15 protein-coding genes and 1 pseudogene are annotated in these 17,424 nt (G+C 41.5%); 10 read left to right on the top strand and 6 right to left on the bottom strand.

What is annotated here, in order from left to right:
- Positions 1–318, top strand: a pseudogene (locus V7K84_RS03370) (hypothetical protein); the annotation flags it as partial.
- Positions 319–347: 29 nt separating this feature from the next.
- On the opposite strand, the gene V7K84_RS03365 reads toward V7K84_RS03370, so the two are convergent.
- Together V7K84_RS03365 and V7K84_RS03360 are read right to left on the bottom strand one after the other, a co-directional pair.
- Positions 348–1,406: a zinc-dependent dehydrogenase gene (locus V7K84_RS03365; RefSeq protein ID WP_334836376.1), complete on the bottom strand. Its 1,059-nt coding sequence runs from the start codon at positions 1,404–1,406 to the stop codon at positions 348–350.
- 406 nt (positions 1,407–1,812) lie between these two features.
- The gene (locus V7K84_RS03360) at positions 1,813–2,883 is read right to left on the bottom strand and encodes a site-2 protease family protein (RefSeq protein WP_334836374.1); all 1,071 of its coding nucleotides are present in this window, start codon (positions 2,881–2,883) and stop codon (positions 1,813–1,815) included.
- Positions 2,884–3,079: 196 nt separating this feature from the next.
- Here V7K84_RS03360 and V7K84_RS03355 point away from each other — a divergent pair, with 196 nt between their 5' ends.
- Positions 3,080–4,846: an FAD-dependent oxidoreductase gene (locus V7K84_RS03355; RefSeq protein WP_334836372.1), complete on the top strand. Its 1,767-nt coding sequence runs from the start codon at positions 3,080–3,082 to the stop codon at positions 4,844–4,846.
- Between the two features lie 107 nt (positions 4,847–4,953).
- Complete coding sequence (gene patX, locus V7K84_RS03350; RefSeq protein WP_334836369.1) at positions 4,954–5,181, top strand: heterocyst-inhibiting protein PatX; 228 nt, start codon at positions 4,954–4,956, stop codon at positions 5,179–5,181.
- A gap of 853 nt (positions 5,182–6,034) precedes the next feature.
- Here patX and V7K84_RS03345 read toward each other — a convergent pair.
- Positions 6,035–6,934, bottom strand: a complete 900-nt coding sequence (locus V7K84_RS03345; protein WP_334836367.1) for a ferritin-like domain-containing protein — start codon at positions 6,932–6,934, stop codon at positions 6,035–6,037.
- 404 nt (positions 6,935–7,338) lie between these two features.
- Between V7K84_RS03345 and V7K84_RS03340 the strand changes: the two genes are divergently transcribed.
- Positions 7,339–7,539: a hypothetical protein gene (locus tag V7K84_RS03340; protein ID WP_012411649.1), complete on the top strand. Its 201-nt coding sequence runs from the start codon at positions 7,339–7,341 to the stop codon at positions 7,537–7,539.
- 124 nt (positions 7,540–7,663) lie between these two features.
- Here the strand turns inward: V7K84_RS03340 and glnA are convergent, their stop codons facing one another.
- Complete coding sequence (gene glnA / locus V7K84_RS03335) at positions 7,664–9,085, bottom strand: type I glutamate--ammonia ligase (RefSeq protein ID WP_334836365.1); 1,422 nt, start codon at positions 9,083–9,085, stop codon at positions 7,664–7,666.
- 357 nt (positions 9,086–9,442) lie between these two features.
- On the opposite strand from glnA, the gene apcB reads away from it, so the two are divergent.
- The 5 genes from apcB (at position 9,443) to V7K84_RS03310 (ending at position 11,958) form a co-directional block, all read left to right on the top strand.
- Positions 9,443–9,952: an allophycocyanin subunit beta gene (apcB, locus tag V7K84_RS03330; RefSeq protein WP_334836363.1), complete on the top strand. Its 510-nt coding sequence runs from the start codon at positions 9,443–9,445 to the stop codon at positions 9,950–9,952.
- A gap of 274 nt (positions 9,953–10,226) precedes the next feature.
- On the top strand, positions 10,227–10,424 hold the full coding sequence (locus tag V7K84_RS03325) for an element excision factor XisI family protein (RefSeq protein ID WP_334836360.1): 198 nt from the start codon (positions 10,227–10,229) through the stop codon (positions 10,422–10,424).
- A 7-nt stretch (positions 10,425–10,431) separates the two neighbouring features.
- On the top strand, positions 10,432–10,566 hold the full coding sequence (locus tag V7K84_RS03320) for an element excision factor XisI family protein (protein ID WP_442940918.1): 135 nt from the start codon (positions 10,432–10,434) through the stop codon (positions 10,564–10,566).
- A 138-nt stretch (positions 10,567–10,704) separates the two neighbouring features.
- Positions 10,705–11,139: a DUF29 family protein gene (locus V7K84_RS03315; RefSeq protein ID WP_334836382.1), complete on the top strand. Its 435-nt coding sequence runs from the start codon at positions 10,705–10,707 to the stop codon at positions 11,137–11,139.
- Positions 11,140–11,958 (top strand): TlyA family RNA methyltransferase, encoded by an 819-nt coding sequence (locus tag V7K84_RS03310; RefSeq protein WP_334836358.1) that lies wholly within the window; start codon positions 11,140–11,142, stop codon positions 11,956–11,958. It abuts the gene before it with no gap.
- Here the strand turns inward: V7K84_RS03310 and V7K84_RS03305 are convergent.
- Both V7K84_RS03305 and V7K84_RS03300 read right to left on the bottom strand, forming a co-directional pair.
- Entirely contained in the window at positions 11,955–12,212 is a 258-nt protein-coding gene (locus V7K84_RS03305) for a Calvin cycle protein CP12 (RefSeq protein WP_334836355.1), read from the bottom strand. The two genes, V7K84_RS03310 and V7K84_RS03305, sit on opposite strands and share 4 nt — an antisense overlap.
- 184 nt (positions 12,213–12,396) lie before the next feature.
- Positions 12,397–13,794, bottom strand: coding sequence for a GTP-binding protein (locus V7K84_RS03300; protein WP_334836353.1), 1,398 nt, complete (start codon positions 13,792–13,794; stop codon positions 12,397–12,399).
- 952 nt (positions 13,795–14,746) lie between these two features.
- On the opposite strand from V7K84_RS03300, the gene V7K84_RS03295 reads away from it, so the two are divergent.
- Positions 14,747–17,383 (top strand): EAL domain-containing protein, encoded by a 2,637-nt coding sequence (locus tag V7K84_RS03295; protein ID WP_334836351.1) that lies wholly within the window; start codon positions 14,747–14,749, stop codon positions 17,381–17,383.
- The last annotated feature ends 41 nt before the right edge of the window (positions 17,384–17,424 follow it).

The raw sequence follows: 17,424 nt of genomic DNA, 5'->3' as shown, positions 1-17,424 counted from the left end.
GTTGAACCTTTGAGCTTCATCGTTGAACCTTTTAGCTTCGTCGTCGAACCTTTGAGCTTCATCGTTGAACCTTTTAGCTTCGTCGTCGAACCTTTTAGCTCCATCGTTGAACCTTTGAGCTTCATCGTTGAACCTTTGAGCTTCATCGTTGAACCTTTTAGCTTCGTCGTCGAACCTTTGAGCTTCATCGTTGAACCTTTTAGCTTCGTCGTCGAACCTTTGAGCTTCATCGTTGAACCTTTGAGCTTCATCGTCGAACCTTTGAGCTTCATCATCGAACCTTTGAGCTTCGTAGGTGAATCTCAGACAGAACTTTAAACTTCTAGTTTTAACACTCTCCTATCTCCCTAATCTTCCTTTTGCGGATAAATTAAGATTTTATAAGTATCCGGTGTGGGTGCGATCGCTTGCTCCACAGCTGCTGATAAATCTTTTAATGGATAGCGATCGCTAATCAACGCTTTTACATCAATTCGCTGATTAAATACAATATCGGCTGATAGACTCTGAAGCCGATAAGATGAGCTATAACTGCCGATCAAGTCAATTTCCCGACGGTAGAGGATATTGGGGTTGATGGGAATTTCCAACTCATCAGGAAATTCGGCGAAAAACAAGATTTTGCCACCTTTGCGAGTACTATCAAGTGCTTGAAAGAAAGCTTTCTCACTGGGTACAGCCAGCAAAGTAACATCAACGCCTAGTCCAGCAGTTAGAGCATGTATTTTTGCTGTTAAATCGGGATCGCGCGCATCAAAAGCCGCTTCTGCACCGACACTCAAGGCTTTTTCAATTCTAGAAGGTAATAAATCGGTAGCGATCGCTTTTGCTCCGAAATACTTCACCAACATGATAAACATTAACCCAATTGGCCCAGCACCAGTAACTAATACAGTTTGTCCTGGAGCAATTTGAGCTTTTCTGACTGCCTTCAAACAGCAGTTAGTCGGTTCTACAAAACTCGCTTCTTCAAAACTGATGTTATCCGGGATGGGAATTAGCCCACCATTTTCCACAATATGTCCGGGAACCTTGACATAATCGGCGAAACCGCCACCACTGGCGTTAAAGCCTGCGGTAGTGGAGATATTTTTGTAAACATCGCACATAGAGAAATTATCATTTAGGCAGTAGGTGCAACGCATACAAGGGATGTGGTGCATCACCGCTACCCGTTGTCCAACTTGCCAACCTTTGACATTATTGCCTAATGCTGCGATCGTGCCGGCAGTTTCATGTCCAAAAATCCGCGGCGGTTCATACAATGGATAACGAATTTTTTTAATATCTGACTGACACAACCCCACAACCCGCACCTGTACCAGCACTTCATCTGGTTCTAGGGTTGGAACTGGGATATCTTCGTAAGACAGTTGATTTACGCCTCTAAATACCTGTGCTTTCACGCTGGTTTTTCTCGCTCAACGATACTAGATGTAACATTAGCAGCAACGTTAGGCTATCAGGTTTGTGATTTATGTGTCTTAGCTTGTTTTAACCTTTATTCAAATTCTTAAAGTTCGTCAAAAGTCAAAATTATAGTTTTTTGAGCTAGTTGGGTGGGTTTCCCGACTTGAGCAAACTGGCGTGGACTATGGACTACTGACCCTTGACAAACAAAAAATTATGGGAGAGTGGTAAAAAAGCTCAACACTTGGCATCTCTAAGAGTAAGGTTAAAATACAGACATTCTTCATGGTAGGCGATCGCCTTTAAGCCTTGATATTGGGTCAGTCACTAAAGTGAGATTATAAAATTATTCGAGTCTTGGGAACTGGTAGTTTTGGTCAAACCATCAAAAAAATTTATAATTTATATAAAATAATTAATTTCCTTTTGTATCCTTAGTAAAATACGAGGAGCAACACCAACTTGTTTAGCTTTTTTTAACCAATCTTTGACCTGATTTTCATTGCCTAAAAAATAATCTGCTTTAGCAATGTAGCAACAACTATATGCGATATCAATGAGATCGTTACCTACTTCCGTTAAAGGTAAAAGCATTTGTTTACCTTCACTATATCTACCTAATTCTATTAAAATAGCTCCTCTAGTTCCTTGAATAGTTTTAATATCACCAGCTAATGCTAGTGCTTGAGTAGACCAAATATCAGCTTTTTGCAAATATTTAATTTGTTCATGTTCAATAAAAATTGAAACTAAAATATCAAGAATATATAGTTTGTTTCTTACGCTCAAATGCTCGTTTATTACAATTGACTCTAATAATTGAATTGTTCGAGCAAAGTTTCGTTTATCGAATTCTACTTGAGCCTCATATAGTATTTGTAATATTTCTAAATCATTGTTAAAAGGTTCAATCAAAGAATTATTATTTTTAATTGTGTATCTATCCAAACCTGAGTTTCTTTGAATAAGTTGTTCGTTTTTTTTAGTTAAAACATCAAGTACTTGTTTGCCATCATTTGAATGCTTTTGTCCGTATAGAGTTAATTCTGATGGCAAAAGATTACCAATAATTAATAAAAACTCAAAAATACCAAAAATTTCTAGAATATCTACATAATTTGAAAATATATAATGTGAAATACTCTGACTGTAAATGCTAATAATTAATATAAATAATAAACAATTAATCATCGGCCCAGCTAAATACATAAATATCAGCTTAGGTTTGATGTTATGTAAGCTGAAATTAGATACATAAGTTATCCCACCACTTGGTATAACATTAAATTCAAGTATAGAATTAGATAATTTAACATAAAACATCCTTTTACCAGTTCCAATTTTCACTAAATATGGTTTTAAACCAGTCACAATAGATGTCATAAAATGTCCCATTTCATGACAAAATATTGAAAAGTAAACCCATATATAAATTGACAAACAAGCCCATATCAAAATCACTAAGATTTTCATTTTAATCACAAGTTACTCTTTATTTATTATTCCCAAATAATTAATAATTATTTTCGGTAAAAATACGATAAATAAATAATCAATTTGACACTGCTAATTATTTAATCATTAGCTAATACAAACATTAGACAATAATAAAATACTTATACAAGAGGATAAATTCTCATGTATCTCGTCAAAAATACGTAAATTATTTATGGCTAATCAGACATATACAGCTGATGTTTTAGTTGTTGGTGGAGGAACCGGAGGAACGGCGGCTGCTATCCAAGCGGCGCGACGGGGAGCTAAAACCATTTTGGTGAGTGAATTTTCTTGGTTGGGAGGAATGCTCACTTCGGCTGGAGTGTCTGTACCCGATGGCAATGAATTAGAATCCTTTCAAACGGGGTTATGGGGCGCGTTTTTGCAGGAATTGCGAGAACGACAGCCTGGAGGATTAGATAATAGCTGGGTAAGCTTTTTTAGTTACGATCCCCGAATTGGAGCAGAGATTTTTGCAGATTGGGTGCAGGAATTGCCCAATCTACACTGGATTTCTGGACAAGTGCCAACAGAAGTGTTTCGTCAAGGTGATTTGATTACTGGTGTGCGCTTTGCTGATTTTGCTGTTACAGCCAAAATTATTCTCGATGGCACAGAGTTAGGAGATTTATTAGCTTTAGCTGAGATACCTTACCGTTGGGGTTGGGAATTGCAATCTGAGTGGGGAGAACCCAGCGCCCCAGCCACTTTTAACTCTTTAACCCAAAGATATCCTGTGCAAGCGCCCACTTATGTAGTGATTATGCAAGACTTTGGTGAAGCAATAGCACCAGAAATTCCAGCTGCTCCTAACTATAATCCATCCCAGTTTACAGGTGCTTGGGATGGCTATGGCGCAGAGACATTTTTGAATTATGGACGTTTGCCTCGTGGCCTGTTTATGATGAATTGGCCAATCTGTGGCAATGACTACGGCGAAGGAGTAGGGCGGTTGATAGAGTCAGATGTATCCAGGGGTGAATTCATCCAAGAATCTCGCTGGCACAGCCAAAATTTTGCCCATTTTATCCAAAAACAGCTTGGTCGTCGCTATGGTTTAGCAGAAAAAGTATTTCCTCACACCTCTACAGCCTTTGCACTGCATCCTTATTACCGGGAAAGCCGCCGCTTAGTGGGGCTAACTACTGTCCGAGAACAGGATATTTTGCCGATCGCTAAAGGTAGAGTTGCATCTATATTTAATGATGCGTTCGCCCTTGGCGTTTGCGAAGCAATCGCAGTTGGTAATTACGCCAATGACCATCATTATCCTGGCGTTCAATTCCCACTGCAACCTAAATCCATCCGCTGGGGAGGACGTTGGACTGGAACTCCTTTTACAATTCCCTACAGTTGTTTAATTCCAGCCACAACAGATGGTTTCTTGGTGTGTGAAAAGAATATTTCTGTCTCCCACATTGCCAATGGCGCTACCAGATTACAACCTGTGGTTATGGGAATTGGTCAAGCAGCAGGGATGGCAGCGGCGATATGTGTCGAATTAAACTGCCAGCCGAGAGATTTACCTGTTAGGACACTGCAAACGGCTTTATTGGAAGATAATCGCTCAAAAGCGCTAATTATTCCTTTGTTTAATCTTCCCCCCAATCATTCGGATTGGCGGCACTGGCAACTGTATTACTTAGATAACCCACAAGCTTATCCAGTTAATGGCGATTGTCCTTGCCCATCGAGGAAGGCATTAATTCAGGAAAGTAACTGTTTCACAGGCATTTTTTACCGCTTGGAACAGCAGGAATATAGATTCACTGTCACAGCACCAGCCACATATCAAGGGCAAAGCTGGCAGCTTGTGACTTTGCGATCGCATATCGACGACCAATTACGCGCTTATCCCCACGAACAATTAGTTACATTGTGGGGTCGTTACAATCACTCCGGCAATTGGTTATTAGTCGAACATTTAAACGGAGGGTAAGAGGAGTTTATTTTCAGTAAAACAGAATACTTTTTGATGAATTGTCCGGATATTAATCAAAAAGCTAAGTATCAGTGAAGTGGAGAGTTCCAAAATAGACATTTGCTATGCGTGCTGCCATTTCACTTTTAATATCGAGTCTGGTGTTCGGCCCCTTAGCTTTTAACTGCCAAGCAATGGTCAATCACTTATCAACAGGGCTGCCTTCCACGCCTACTTCGGAACAGTGGCTCTCGGCAGCATCTGAACAAGCTTCAGATGATGCACCACGTCATCGCGGTAGTGGGCGCAGAGAAGTGACACAAAAAGTCCGAAATATCTATGCTGTGGTTTAACTACTGTAGGGTAATACCTCTTTTCCCAAAGGAACAGAATTACCAAAAAACAGGATGTTGTGCTCACATATCTTACACAGCTTTTCTGGCAGACATATATACAGTTGACACACGAAAGTCTTCAGCGATCGCTTAGTATTTCAACTGCAAACTTTGTATATATAATAGTTGGTCTCAATCCTGCCGATCAAAACGCAAATCAAACTAAGTGCTTTTATCGATAGCATTACCAACTCCTCAAAAGCTCTACAACTGTTGCTCATATTCGGTAGAAAGCTTTGCATCTCAATCCTCAACGGTTCTAGAAATAGATGTTACTTAGGCTATCAGTTAATCTAAAGTACATCTAATTCAGACATTTTGCTTGTTGAGGAAATAGTCTTAAGGCAACTTCACTTTATTCCCCAATAGATTTTCTTCTCATACATTCAGTAGCTGATTATCTACATAAGCAAGTAACCGATCTTCGCTCTGACATCTGTTTAGCGTCCTTTGCCGAAGCATAAAATCCCTTTCGTTTCATTTCTTGCTTATCTAGCGTACGGATTCACATAAGTAGTATAGGTTTATTGCACTTGCTAACAAATCTACTATTCTTTACCTACTTTTGCCCCTTGGTTCGTTCTCTTCGTAGATGGCTCCCAACAAAATAAGTGTTAAGAAGGATCTGCCAGATCATCTTAGTCTTTTTAACTATTTTACACCCAAGGCCAGATGCAAAGTTTTGCATTTGGTTTTTTTAGATGAATTTTCCTTAAAGAAAAGGGAGTGGAGAGTGGGGAGCAGGGGAGCAGAGGAGAAGTTCAGTAAGTTTTTCTCCTATGCCCCTCTGCCTCTTGTGCCCAATGCCCTTTTACACCGTTGTTTTCTTGCGGTTATTTTCTCCTCCCTGGATGCCGTTGAGGAACATTGGCACAAACTTCTCGATAAACGTCTGTGGATCTCGCTGCCAAGCCTTTTGTGCAGCCTGAATCCTAGTAAATTGCAATTCAGGTGCTAGCAAAGTCTGGGGTAAGCGTTCCATCAGGTATTGGGGACGTTGCCAAAGCGGCATGGTATTTGCCACTTCCACTAAGTTGGCAACTCGCCGTAGTTCTGCACCCAAGGTGATATCCATTCCCGATTCAAACGCGGCTTGTTCAATTGCGGTATATTTTCGCTTGGCTTGCTCTACCTTTTGCTGATGTTCTGGACTCTTACGCGCAAGTTCTCCTAGCCAACGATTACCCCACCGGACGTGTCCTGCTTCCTCTGGGAGAATTTTTTCAATCGTTTCCCGAATCTTGATGTTTTCTTCTGTCTGCGGTGCTTGTTTAAGCGCATGAATGTGAGCAGAGAAATACTCGCAGCCCCGTTTTTCGGTGATGTTAATTGCCGCAAGGGAAGAAATCACAAAATTTTCGAGGTCTTGGACTGGATCTTGTTGTTCGCTATCGAGTAGGCGTTCAAATTCATTGATATATGAAGAACCGGGCGGCTTACTAATATCTGCTCCCAGGTCTGTCAATAAGTCAGTTAGCCACATGGCATGACGAGCTTCATCTGAGATGTGATGAGATAAATCCCGCACTAGTTCTCGCGGCTGTCCATTCAGTTGTTCAATTAGCTCTGTGAGGTCTTTGCAACTGCGTTGTTCGCTGTAACGGTAGCGGTTGAGGGTAATGAGATGGATTTCGCGATCGCATACCACCCGTTTTAATACATCTCTCGCACTCAAAACATTCTGAAATTTACGTGGGTAGGTAACTGTCATAACTTATGTAAATTTTTGTAAATCTTTATTTAATGCTAACTTAGTTTTTTGCAACTTCTGTACTTGTGTCGTTTCACTCAAAAAAACGGTAAAAGTCATAAACAATAGTCATTTGAGTTGAACTTAAGTGTCAGACCTTTTAAATGTAAATAAAAGTAACGAATAAATGTTCTGTCTTGAGAGAGGTGTGTTTCTTCAGGTGAGACAAACCTGAAGCCAGATGATTTTAGCTATCAAAGGTGGCTTGGGGGGATTTTTCCAGTTTTAGGAAAAAATATCTAATATTGTCAGCAAAGACAAACATAAATTTATGTAAAAAGTAGCTTATGTTACAGAATTTTTGCTATAGTGGTTTATAGAGAAGCCAAAAATTATATATTCACGAAATAGAGAGGACTATGGTTATGTCTATTGCAGATAAATCTCGTGCATTAATGGTGCGTGAACATCAACAAGTCAAGAATCGCCAACAATCAATGCTGATGCGGGCGGCGCAAGAACTAGGTCTTCCTGAAGAAGTATCTCACTACTGGAACCCGATTCAAGGGAAGGTAGATGCTAGCAGTCGGATGATTTATGGCCCCAGCCACGCTTCTATGAGCTAAGTTTCAGTGGTCATAAGTTGGATTTTTTGATTGAATGTCTCAACTGACAAGTCTGGAAAAAAAAAGCCACCCTCGACTTTAGGGTGGCAAAACTTATTACTTTTTAGTTAAATACGACTCTTCATTAAGCATCGTAATAGAGGTAAAACTCGTAGGGATGAGGGCGTAGCTGTAACTGCTTGGTTTCGTTAAGCTTGTAGTCAATCCAATTTTCGATAAAGTCTTCCGTGAAGACGCCTGATTCTGTCAAGAAACCGTGATCGTTTTCTAGCGCTTGCAATGCCAGTTCTAAAGAACTTGGAGTTGAGGGAACCTTTGCAAGCTCCTCTGGAGAGAGTTCATAGATATTCTTATCTAAGGGTTCACCAGGATGGATTTTGTTCTTGATGCCATCAATACCAGCACAAAGCATTGCAGCAAATGCCAAGTAGGGGTTAGATGTAGCATCTGGACAACGGAATTCTAAACGCTTGGCTTTGGGGTTCTTACCAGATAGAGGAATACGGATAGAAGCAGAACGGTTCCCTTCAGAGTAAGCCAAGTTAACAGGAGCTTCATAACCAGGTACTAGGCGCTTGTATGAATTGGTACTGGGGTTGGTAATTGCCAACAGCGCTGGTGCGTGTTTGAGAAGACCACCAATGTAGTACAACGCCATATCGCTCAAGCCAGCATACTTATCACCCGCAAACAGAGGTTGGCCGTCTCTCCAGATGGACTGGTGACAGTGCATTCCCGAACCGTTATCGCCAAAAATTGGTTTTGGCATGAAGGTGACAGTTTTACCGTATTTCTTGGCAACGTTCTTGATGACATATTTGTAAATCATCAACCAGTCAGCCGCTTCGATCAACTTCCCAAACTTGAAACCTAGTTCGCACTGACCACCAGTAGCAACTTCATGGTGATGCTTTTCAATGGGTACACCTAATTCTGCCATTGTCAACAGCATCTCTGTACGGATATCTTGGAAAGAATCCGTCGGTGCGACTGGGAAGTAACCTTCTTTGAAGCGTGGTTTGTAACCTAAGTTAGGTTTTTGATCTGTACCGGCTTTACCAGAATTCCAAGCACCTTCTTCGGAGTCTAAGAAGTAGTAGCCTTCGTTAGCAGTTTGGGCAAACCTAGCACTGTCAAAGATAAAAAACTCAGCTTCAGGGCCAAAGAAGGCTGTATCACCAATACCACTGGCAACCAGGTAATCTATTGCTTTTTGGGCAATAACGCGTGGGCAACGATTGTATGGTTCACCCGTACGGGGGTCTTTAATACTACAAATTATACTTAGTGTTGGCACTTCCATGAATGGGTCGATCCAAGCAGTGTTGGGGTCGAGTACCATCGTCATGTCCGATTCGTTGATCGCTTTCCAACCCCGGATGCTAGAACCATCAAAAGCTACGCCATCAGTGAATGCAGTCTCATCGATTTGGTTCTGGTACAGTGTGAGGTGCTGCCAAGTCCCTACTGTATCGATGAATTTGAGATCAATCAGTTGAATTTTTTCATCTTGAATTCTCTTCAAGAGTTCTTGTGGTGTCGTCATTGTTACTCCTTCTCTACCAATTTCCTAAAGTCAACCAGAATCTTACATTGCATCCTAACCCTGCTGATCTCAATCAGACCGTGACACACCAGAAATATCTTAAATACTAGACATTAGCTGATTTTGTAGTTTGTGTTACAGATATCTGGATTATCAGGTTATATTAACCTTTCAGCGATCATCTGTACAAAACTGGAAAGTTCATCATATAGGGGTCAACTTTGGCATAGAATCCATAGATAGTGGATAGATTGTTTTTGTGCCGAATCTATTTTTAATAGCACAAAACTTTACTGGTGCATAAGTGCAGCCAAATAAATATCAAACCATAAATAGCAATGATTGGGAGAAGAAGGAATGCGCGATGCGGTAACAAGTTTAATTAAGAATTATGACTTAGCTGGTCGGTATTTTGACCGGAATGCGATCGATAGCCTAAAGTCTTACTTTGATAGTGGTACAGCAAGAGTACAAGCAGCGGCGGCAATTAATTCTAATGCGGCTGCACTTGTCAAACAAGCTGGTTTGAAGTTATTTGAAGAACTGCCAGAATTGATTCGCCCCGGTGGAAATGCTTATACAACTCGTCGTTATGCAGCTTGTCTGCGGGATATGGAGTACTATCTGCGCTACGCCACCTATGCGCTGGTTGCTGGAAACACAAATGTGTTAGATGAACGAGTGCTGCAAGGGCTACGGGAAACTTACAATTCTCTAGGAGTGCCTATTGGGCCTACGGTTCGCGGTATCCAAATTCTTAAGGATCTGATTAAGGAACAAGTAGCAGCAGCAGGTGTGGTTAATACTGCTTTTGTAGATGAACCATTCGATCACATCACACGCGAATTGAGCGAGATAGATATTTAGATTTTAAGCGGGCAAGGTGTCTGCCCCGACATAAACATAAATAGCGATCGCACTTTTGTCTGTATTGGGAAAGAGCGATCGCTTTTTTATCAACCCTACCAGGGGTTGAGAAGAGCTTTATTCAAGCTTTTACCCGCAAAGGGGATAAATCATAACTAGCAGTTCCCAAGCGGGTTTCCGAAGGTATATTTTCCGAACGCTTTGGTCAGCTAATTCTTAATAGCATAGGAATAAACCTAATTGTCTTTGACGAGCAACTAGAAAGGATTATCAGATGGATAAGCTAGCTCGGTATCGTGAAATTATTCGTCAGTTGATATTTGATTATGCTAGTCACAAGCCTGCTAACGGTCAAATAGAGACAGAAGCAGTCATTGATTTGGAGCGAGACCACTACGAAGTGTTACACATTGGCTGGGATGAAGTGCGCCGCGTACATGGTTCGGTGGTACATATATATAGATATTATTAATGATAAAGTGTGGATTCAATATGATGGTACTTCCCAGCCAGTAGCAGAGGCATTATTAGAAGCGGGTATTTTGCGCGAAGATATTGTCTTGGGTTTCCATCCGGCTGAACTACGGCAATACACGGCTTTTGCTGTATCTTAATTATCTTGACGTTGTGTATTTGCAAAGAATAATACATTAAGTAGCGATCGCTCCTAGATGAAACGCATTAGCTTATCTTATCTGTACTATAACCGTCATAAGCCACAATAGAAGTTGCCGATGTTTGAGGCGCTGATGATGGAAGAATTATTAACCCTAAAAGACTTACTTGTTAAGGGCGATGTTCAAGGGGCATTGATTATAGTTGAAGAATTAACAGAAATGAGCCGAAATGACATAATCAAGACGATTCGTAGCTATGCAGTGATTTTGCTGTTGCATTTGATCAAACAACAAGCTGAAAACCGCACGACTCGCTCTTGGGAAGTCTCTATTCGGAATTCGGTTCGGGAAATTCAGCGGGAAAATAAGCGGCGTAAAGCTGGAGGCTATTATCTCGCCCCAGAAGAATTGTTAGAAATCTTAGCAGAAGCCTATTTAAATGCCATTGATGAAGCAACGCTCGAAGTAGAAGAAGGTCGTTATGAACCCCAAGAATTAGAAAAGCTGGTTAACCGAAAAGAAATTATCAATCGTGCTTTGGCTTTAATCTTACCAGGAGAGTCTAGTTAATTGGCGAAACAGCGACTCGACACACTATTAGTAGAATTAAATTTATGTTCTTCTCGCGCCTTAGCACAGCGGCTAATTCAAGCGGGAGAAGTTACTGTTAATCAGCAATTAGTTGATAAACCTGGTACTGAAGTTGATATTGCAGCGAAAATAAATATTAAAGAGCGATCGCCTTTTGTTTCTAGAGGCGGTGAAAAACTCTCTAAAGCTTTGTCAGTATTTGCCATTCCCGTAACAGAGCGAATTTGTTTAGATGGTGGGATTTCTACTGGTGGTTTTACTGATTGTCTCTTGCAAGCTGGAGCAACAAAAGTTTACGGTATTGATGTCGGTTACGGACAAGTTGACTGGCGGTTGCGAAACGATCCGCGGGTGATTTTGCGGGAACGCACCAATTTACGGCAACTACGACCAGATGAGTTATATGGCGAAAATGACCCGATTGCTGATTTGGCGGTGGTTGATGTATCGTTTATTTCTTTAACTAAGATTCTGCCTGCTTTGTGGCAACTAACTCAAGCTAACCGAGAAGCTGTATTGTTAGTCAAGCCACAGTTTGAAGTCGGCAGATCCCGTGTAGGTAAAAAAGGTGTTGTGCGCGATCCAAACGACCAAGCTGATGCCATTTTCCAGGTTTTGCAAGCTGCCCACGAATTAGGGTGGAAATACAAAGGCTTAACTTGGTCGCCGATCGTTGGCCCGGCTGGGAATATCGAATATCTGCTGTGGTTGGGAATGGACAGTGAAACACCATCACTTGATTTAGAAGCAATTAAGCAAATAACGCAATCAGCAACAACTGATTTACGGAAAAATTAAACGTCGTAGATCAAACATTCTACGGAAGCTGGATGGCGATCGCAATAATTTTCCAAAGAGGTTTTGTTTGGTTTTGCTTGTTGTTGATGAGCTTTCTCAGCTTGTAATTCTTCTACAATGTCCCAAGCTACAGCACAACCAGCAGAATCGCTCCCATCAAGCTCACAAGTTGTCCGGGCTTCAGTAATGGCTTCAGTAATGGCTTCTTCAAGATTTGCTGCCTTAGCAGTTTCAATTTTTAGGGTAGTTGTCACGATCGTTTCACCTTTAATTTACGCAGATAGATATTAGGAAATAGGGAATCGTTTGATTTCCTATAACCTGTTCCCTCAATCTTGCATCCCAAATTCGGAATGTCAGTCAATTGTCAGAGGAGTTTGATAGAAGTTGATAAACACTTATAAACGGTAACAAATGCTTAATAAATCTTATCTATTCTCAATATTTTATGCCTAACTCTTGTCGCAGACGATACAGAATTGTATTCTGGTCAACTTGAGATAAAATTTCTTGAATGACACTGCTAGCGCCCAACTGTCCCCAAGTGCAGCCTTTTTCGAGATACACTTGAGCGGCTTTGCCAACAGAGTACGCACCATAGCCGGCGATACCAGCTTGAGCGATCGCACTGCCAGCAAAAGCAGTAATATTGCTGGGATTGTCACCACTGGCGATCGCAGCCGTAGTTTTACCTAAACCCAAAATAAAACTACTACCTAGTTCTCCAAGTAGTAAACCACCAGAACTAAATAAAATCGTTTTTAAAATTTTTCCGGCTTCATAGCTAGTCATCGGCAAACCATATAATCTAGCAAGGGCGCGAATTAAAGCTAAATCGGCAACAGTTCCGCCAAGGATATCTAAAAAGGCGATGGGATTGAGCATTACTGCCAAGGCTTTGTATTTGGTAAATTGCCAAATAATTTCTTCGGCTTCCTTTTCGCGTAAATCGATGGTTTTTTGAGCGATCGCGGCTTCTGCATCCCGTGCTTGGATGAGTGCATTTAAAGCCAGAAGCGATCGCCCTTCCCGATTCAGAATATTTAAAATTATCTCTTTGAGTTCGTCTACTTGCGGTGGTGGTGTTTCCCATTCATAAGTGACACGCCCATCAGGCCATTCAACCCGGACTTCCATTGCTGCTGGTTCCGCTGCCACCATCACGATTTCGTCAGGTAGTAGAGGCTTTGCTTCAGGATGTCCGGCACCCAGTTGTTGTAAATTTTGGTAAATTGCTCCTTGGTCTGTATCTGGATAAAGGTCTATTTTGTTAAACACTAAAATCAAAGGTTTTTGCGATCGCCTTAATTGCAGCAGCGCTTGATACTCAGTACGAGTGATATCACCAGACACGACAAACAAAATCAAATCTGCCTGATGTACTACTTCTCGTGCCATATCCGCGCGTGACTCCCCCTCAATTTCATCTAATCCAGGGGTATCAATTAACTCTACTAGTACCTTATCACTAGGCTGCCACCGCACGGAACGAGGCCATTGAGTGACACCATTCAGGGGTCCAGTTTGCAAAATCTTGTCTCCCAACAAGGCATTTAAAACTGCTGACTTTCCCCGACTCACCAAACCAAAGACGGCAATTCTAATGACGTTTGAATCCAGCTTGTTGAGTGTGGCGTTCAAAGCTTCCAATTCTGGTTTCATCAAACCTACCAATTCTGGGTTAGATGATAACTGTCCTGACTTGCGAAGATATCCATACCAAGAAAGCGCTTGTCTGAGACTGGCGCGGGCACGATTTAAGTGAGTTTCTTGCAGATTACGATAAACCGACATAATATCAACACTTTTAGCCTTCACTCTCTCTAAAATGCTCATCCAATGCTCAAAACACTTACTTTCAGCATTCGATTGTGAATAATAGGTATGAATTCGTACTCATTAACCATACTTAACTAATAGACCTCTTGCAAAAGTTCCTAACATCCCACCCCCAACCCCTCCCCGCTCTTCGGGAGGGGAGACAAAGCGTAGCTTTGGCGGGGTGGGGTTCTTTCTTATTTTTGATTTATGCAAGAGGTGTAATGCTTACTTTTTCAACCCCATTATCAGGGGAAGGAAAAGTTAAACATACCTCTCTATCTTATATCCCTAAGTTCTTGGACTAATAATCTATATATAGGACATAAAAAGTCTCTAACTTTATGAGGTCAGAGATTAGGTGTTTTATAAATCTTAAGAAAGATGTAACTAATGGATAGCTCCAAAGAGAGACTAACGCCAAAATCTACATTTAGATCGGAAGCCTATTGGCTCCGACTTTGTTCAGTTTTAGTCGGCTTTTAAATCCTCTTATGTGACTCTCTTCTCTACAAGAGGCTGCCCCAACATGACGTTACGCGTAGCTTGCTTCCCTGTAATGGTACAATTTTGAAATTTTAATTTTGAATTGTCAATCTGGGTATCCTAAGAAAGACAAGGTTAGATGATATAGGCGAAGGAAAAAAGTTTATAACTTATGTATGAGTAGAGAAAAAAGCTATAATTTCTACCACAAAAACTGATTGAACAATTAGCCATCTCATTCCATAAGAAGAAGAGTGCTGAGTTCCGTTAGCGCTGGGTGCGGTCAATCAATGAAGAGAAAGGCTGGTCTACACCCTCATACCAATTTTGCGATGCCTGCGGTAAATGCTCGCCTACGCAGATGGTGAGAACTTTGATTGAGCAAATTTTCCCATAAGTGCAGCCTGAAATTCTGGACTTATGGGAGCAGTCTTTTTTAGACTAAGACATAAATACTAATTATATAAGAATTTGAGGAACAGCCATGCAAGGAAATGAGCGGGAAAAAATACGCCATCTGTTGGTCATCCAAGACCTGGAAGGGCGGCGAACTGTCCCCTTGCGAGAGACTACTTATTCTCTGGGGCGGCATCCTGCAAACACTATTGTCTTGGCTTCCCGATCGGTATCAATGCAACATGCAATTTTATTGCGAGTAACTGTTCCAGAAACTGACCAATATGGCTTCCAGATTATTGATGGTAACTATAAGGGTAAAGGAAGTACTAATGGCTTATTTGTAAATGGCACTAAATGCTTTTCTCATAATCTTAGGCATGGAGATATCATTGCTTTTGGCAGTAATAAAGCTCAGGCTAAATATTATGCTATTTCCAATATTTCCGAACAAGCATTTTCTGAATCTTTTGATGTTGAAGACTTATCTGGTTTTTTATCAGAGCAAGCCAGTCCTGCCAATCCGTTTCAAACCTTAGCCATCGATCCCAGCTTTGAAGCAGCTAGTGAGTCTGCTCTAGCTCGTCTAGCATCCTTTCCTGAACTCATCCCCAATCCAATTATTGAGATGGATTTCGAGGGAAGAATTACATATCTCAATCCAGCCGCAGCTATCAAGTTTCCTAATCTTAGGGAAGTGGGGACAGAACACCCAATCTTAACGGGACTCTTAATTGGAGTTAACAATCTAGAAAAAAATTCTTTTGTGCGGGAGGTGGAAGTAGGCACAGAAGTTTTTGAACAATCCGTACTCTATCTTCCTGAAAGTGATTTAATTAGAACTTTTATTATTAGAGATATTACAGAGCAAAAGCAAGCTACAGCCGAACTGCGCCAGCGCGATCGCTTGCTACAAGCAGTTGCAGAAGCTGCCAATTATTTGCTGGGAGAAATGAATTATGAAACTGGTATCGATCTAGCTCTAGCTGTACTGGGTGAAGCTGCCAAGGCAGATCGTGCCTATCTCTTTCAGAACCATCTCCATCCTGTTACAGAGGAAATGGCAGTCAGCCTACGGTTTGAATGGATACAATCTTCTATTGAATCTACCCACCACCATTGGCAGAATCAGCCTTATCAAGCTTCTGGATTAGCCCGTTGGTATACAGTTCTCTCTAGCGGCCAGTCAATTAACGGTATCACTCAAAAATTTCCTGTCGCCGAACAAGAATTCCTGATTCGAGATGGCATTAAATCCCTTCTCTTGGTACCTCTTCGCTTGGATAATGATTTCTGGGGGTATCTTGGCTTGGCAGACTGCACCTTTGAGCGTCATTGGTCAAAGCATGAAGAATCTACTCTTTTGACCATGGCCGCCAGTATTATTGGTGCGCGGCAGCGTCAGCAAGTAGAAGAAAAGATTCGCTATCAAGCCCTCCATGACTTGCTGACAGGGTTGCCCAATCGTCTACTATTTAATGAGCTGCTTAGTAAAACTCTGCCCAACGCCACTCGCAATGGCGAAAGTTTAGCTGTGATTTTCCTCGATTTGGATCGCTTCAAGGTCATTAATGATACTCTGGGGCATACTCTGGGAGACCAATTGTTACAAAGCGTCTCTCAAAGATTAAAAGACTCACTCAGAGGTGGAGACACTGTAGCCCGTTGGGGAGGCGATGAATTTACTATTTTACTCCCACGAGTCAATGATATTGAAGAGGTAACTTTGGTGGCAGAGAGAATCTTACAAGCCTTAGAGGATGCTTTTCATCTCCAAGAGCATGAACTTTATGTAACTGCTAGCCTCGGTATTGCCTTACTTGATAGCAACAGCCCTGACACCGAAACACTAATCCAGCACGCAGATGCTGCTCTGTACTACGCCAAAGACAAAGGGCGGAATAACTACCAATTTTACAGTGTCTCCCTGAGTGCTAAAAATCCTGAACTCCTGACTTTAGAAAAGAGCTTGCGCTATGCCCTAGAACGCAATGAATTTACGCTTTACTATCAGCCTCGTGTGAACATTGCCACAGGAGAAATTACTAGTATGGAGGCTCTGTTGCGTTGGCAGCACCCAGAGATGGGATTGGTCGCCCCCAGTGTATTCATTCCCCTGGTCGAAGAAAGTGGATTAATTGTCCCCATCGGCGAATGGACTCTACAGACGGCCTGTAGCCAAAATAAAGCATGGCAAGATGCTGGATTGCCACCGATTAAGATCGCTGTCAATCTTTCTCTGAAGCAGTTCCGCCAACCCAAATTGGTAGAAACTATAGCTAGGATTTTACAACAAACAGGTCTGGAAGCTAGCTTTTTAGAATTAGAAATTATGGAAACCACAGCGATTGAGGACTTAGATTTTACCAGAAGGGTGTTAGAGGAGCTAAAACAAATGGGTATTTACATCTCCATTGATGACTTTGGTACGGGTCATTCTTCGCTCTCGCGCCTACAGCTTTTGCCACTCCACAATCTGAAAATAGATAAATCTTTCATTCAATATTTGACACAGGATGCCAAAGTAGCTCATATTATCCAGGCCATAGTTACCTTGGGACACAGCTTGGGATTAAAGTTAACAGCCGAAGGGGTAGAAAAGGAAGAGGAATTGGAATTCTTGAAATCTATCAACTGCGAGGAGGTACAGGGCTTTTTATTCTACCGCCCACTTTCTGCACAGAAAGCAACAGAAGTCCTCGAAAGCAAACGACCAACAATCTAATAAAAGGGAAAACTGTTTGTACCAGTGAGGATACAATAACA

This window comes from Nostoc sp. (assembly GCF_036917315.1).
Lineage (GTDB): Bacteria > Cyanobacteriota > Cyanobacteriia > Cyanobacteriales > Nostocaceae > Nostoc.
This window is presented reverse-complemented; position numbering and strand designations above follow the sequence as displayed.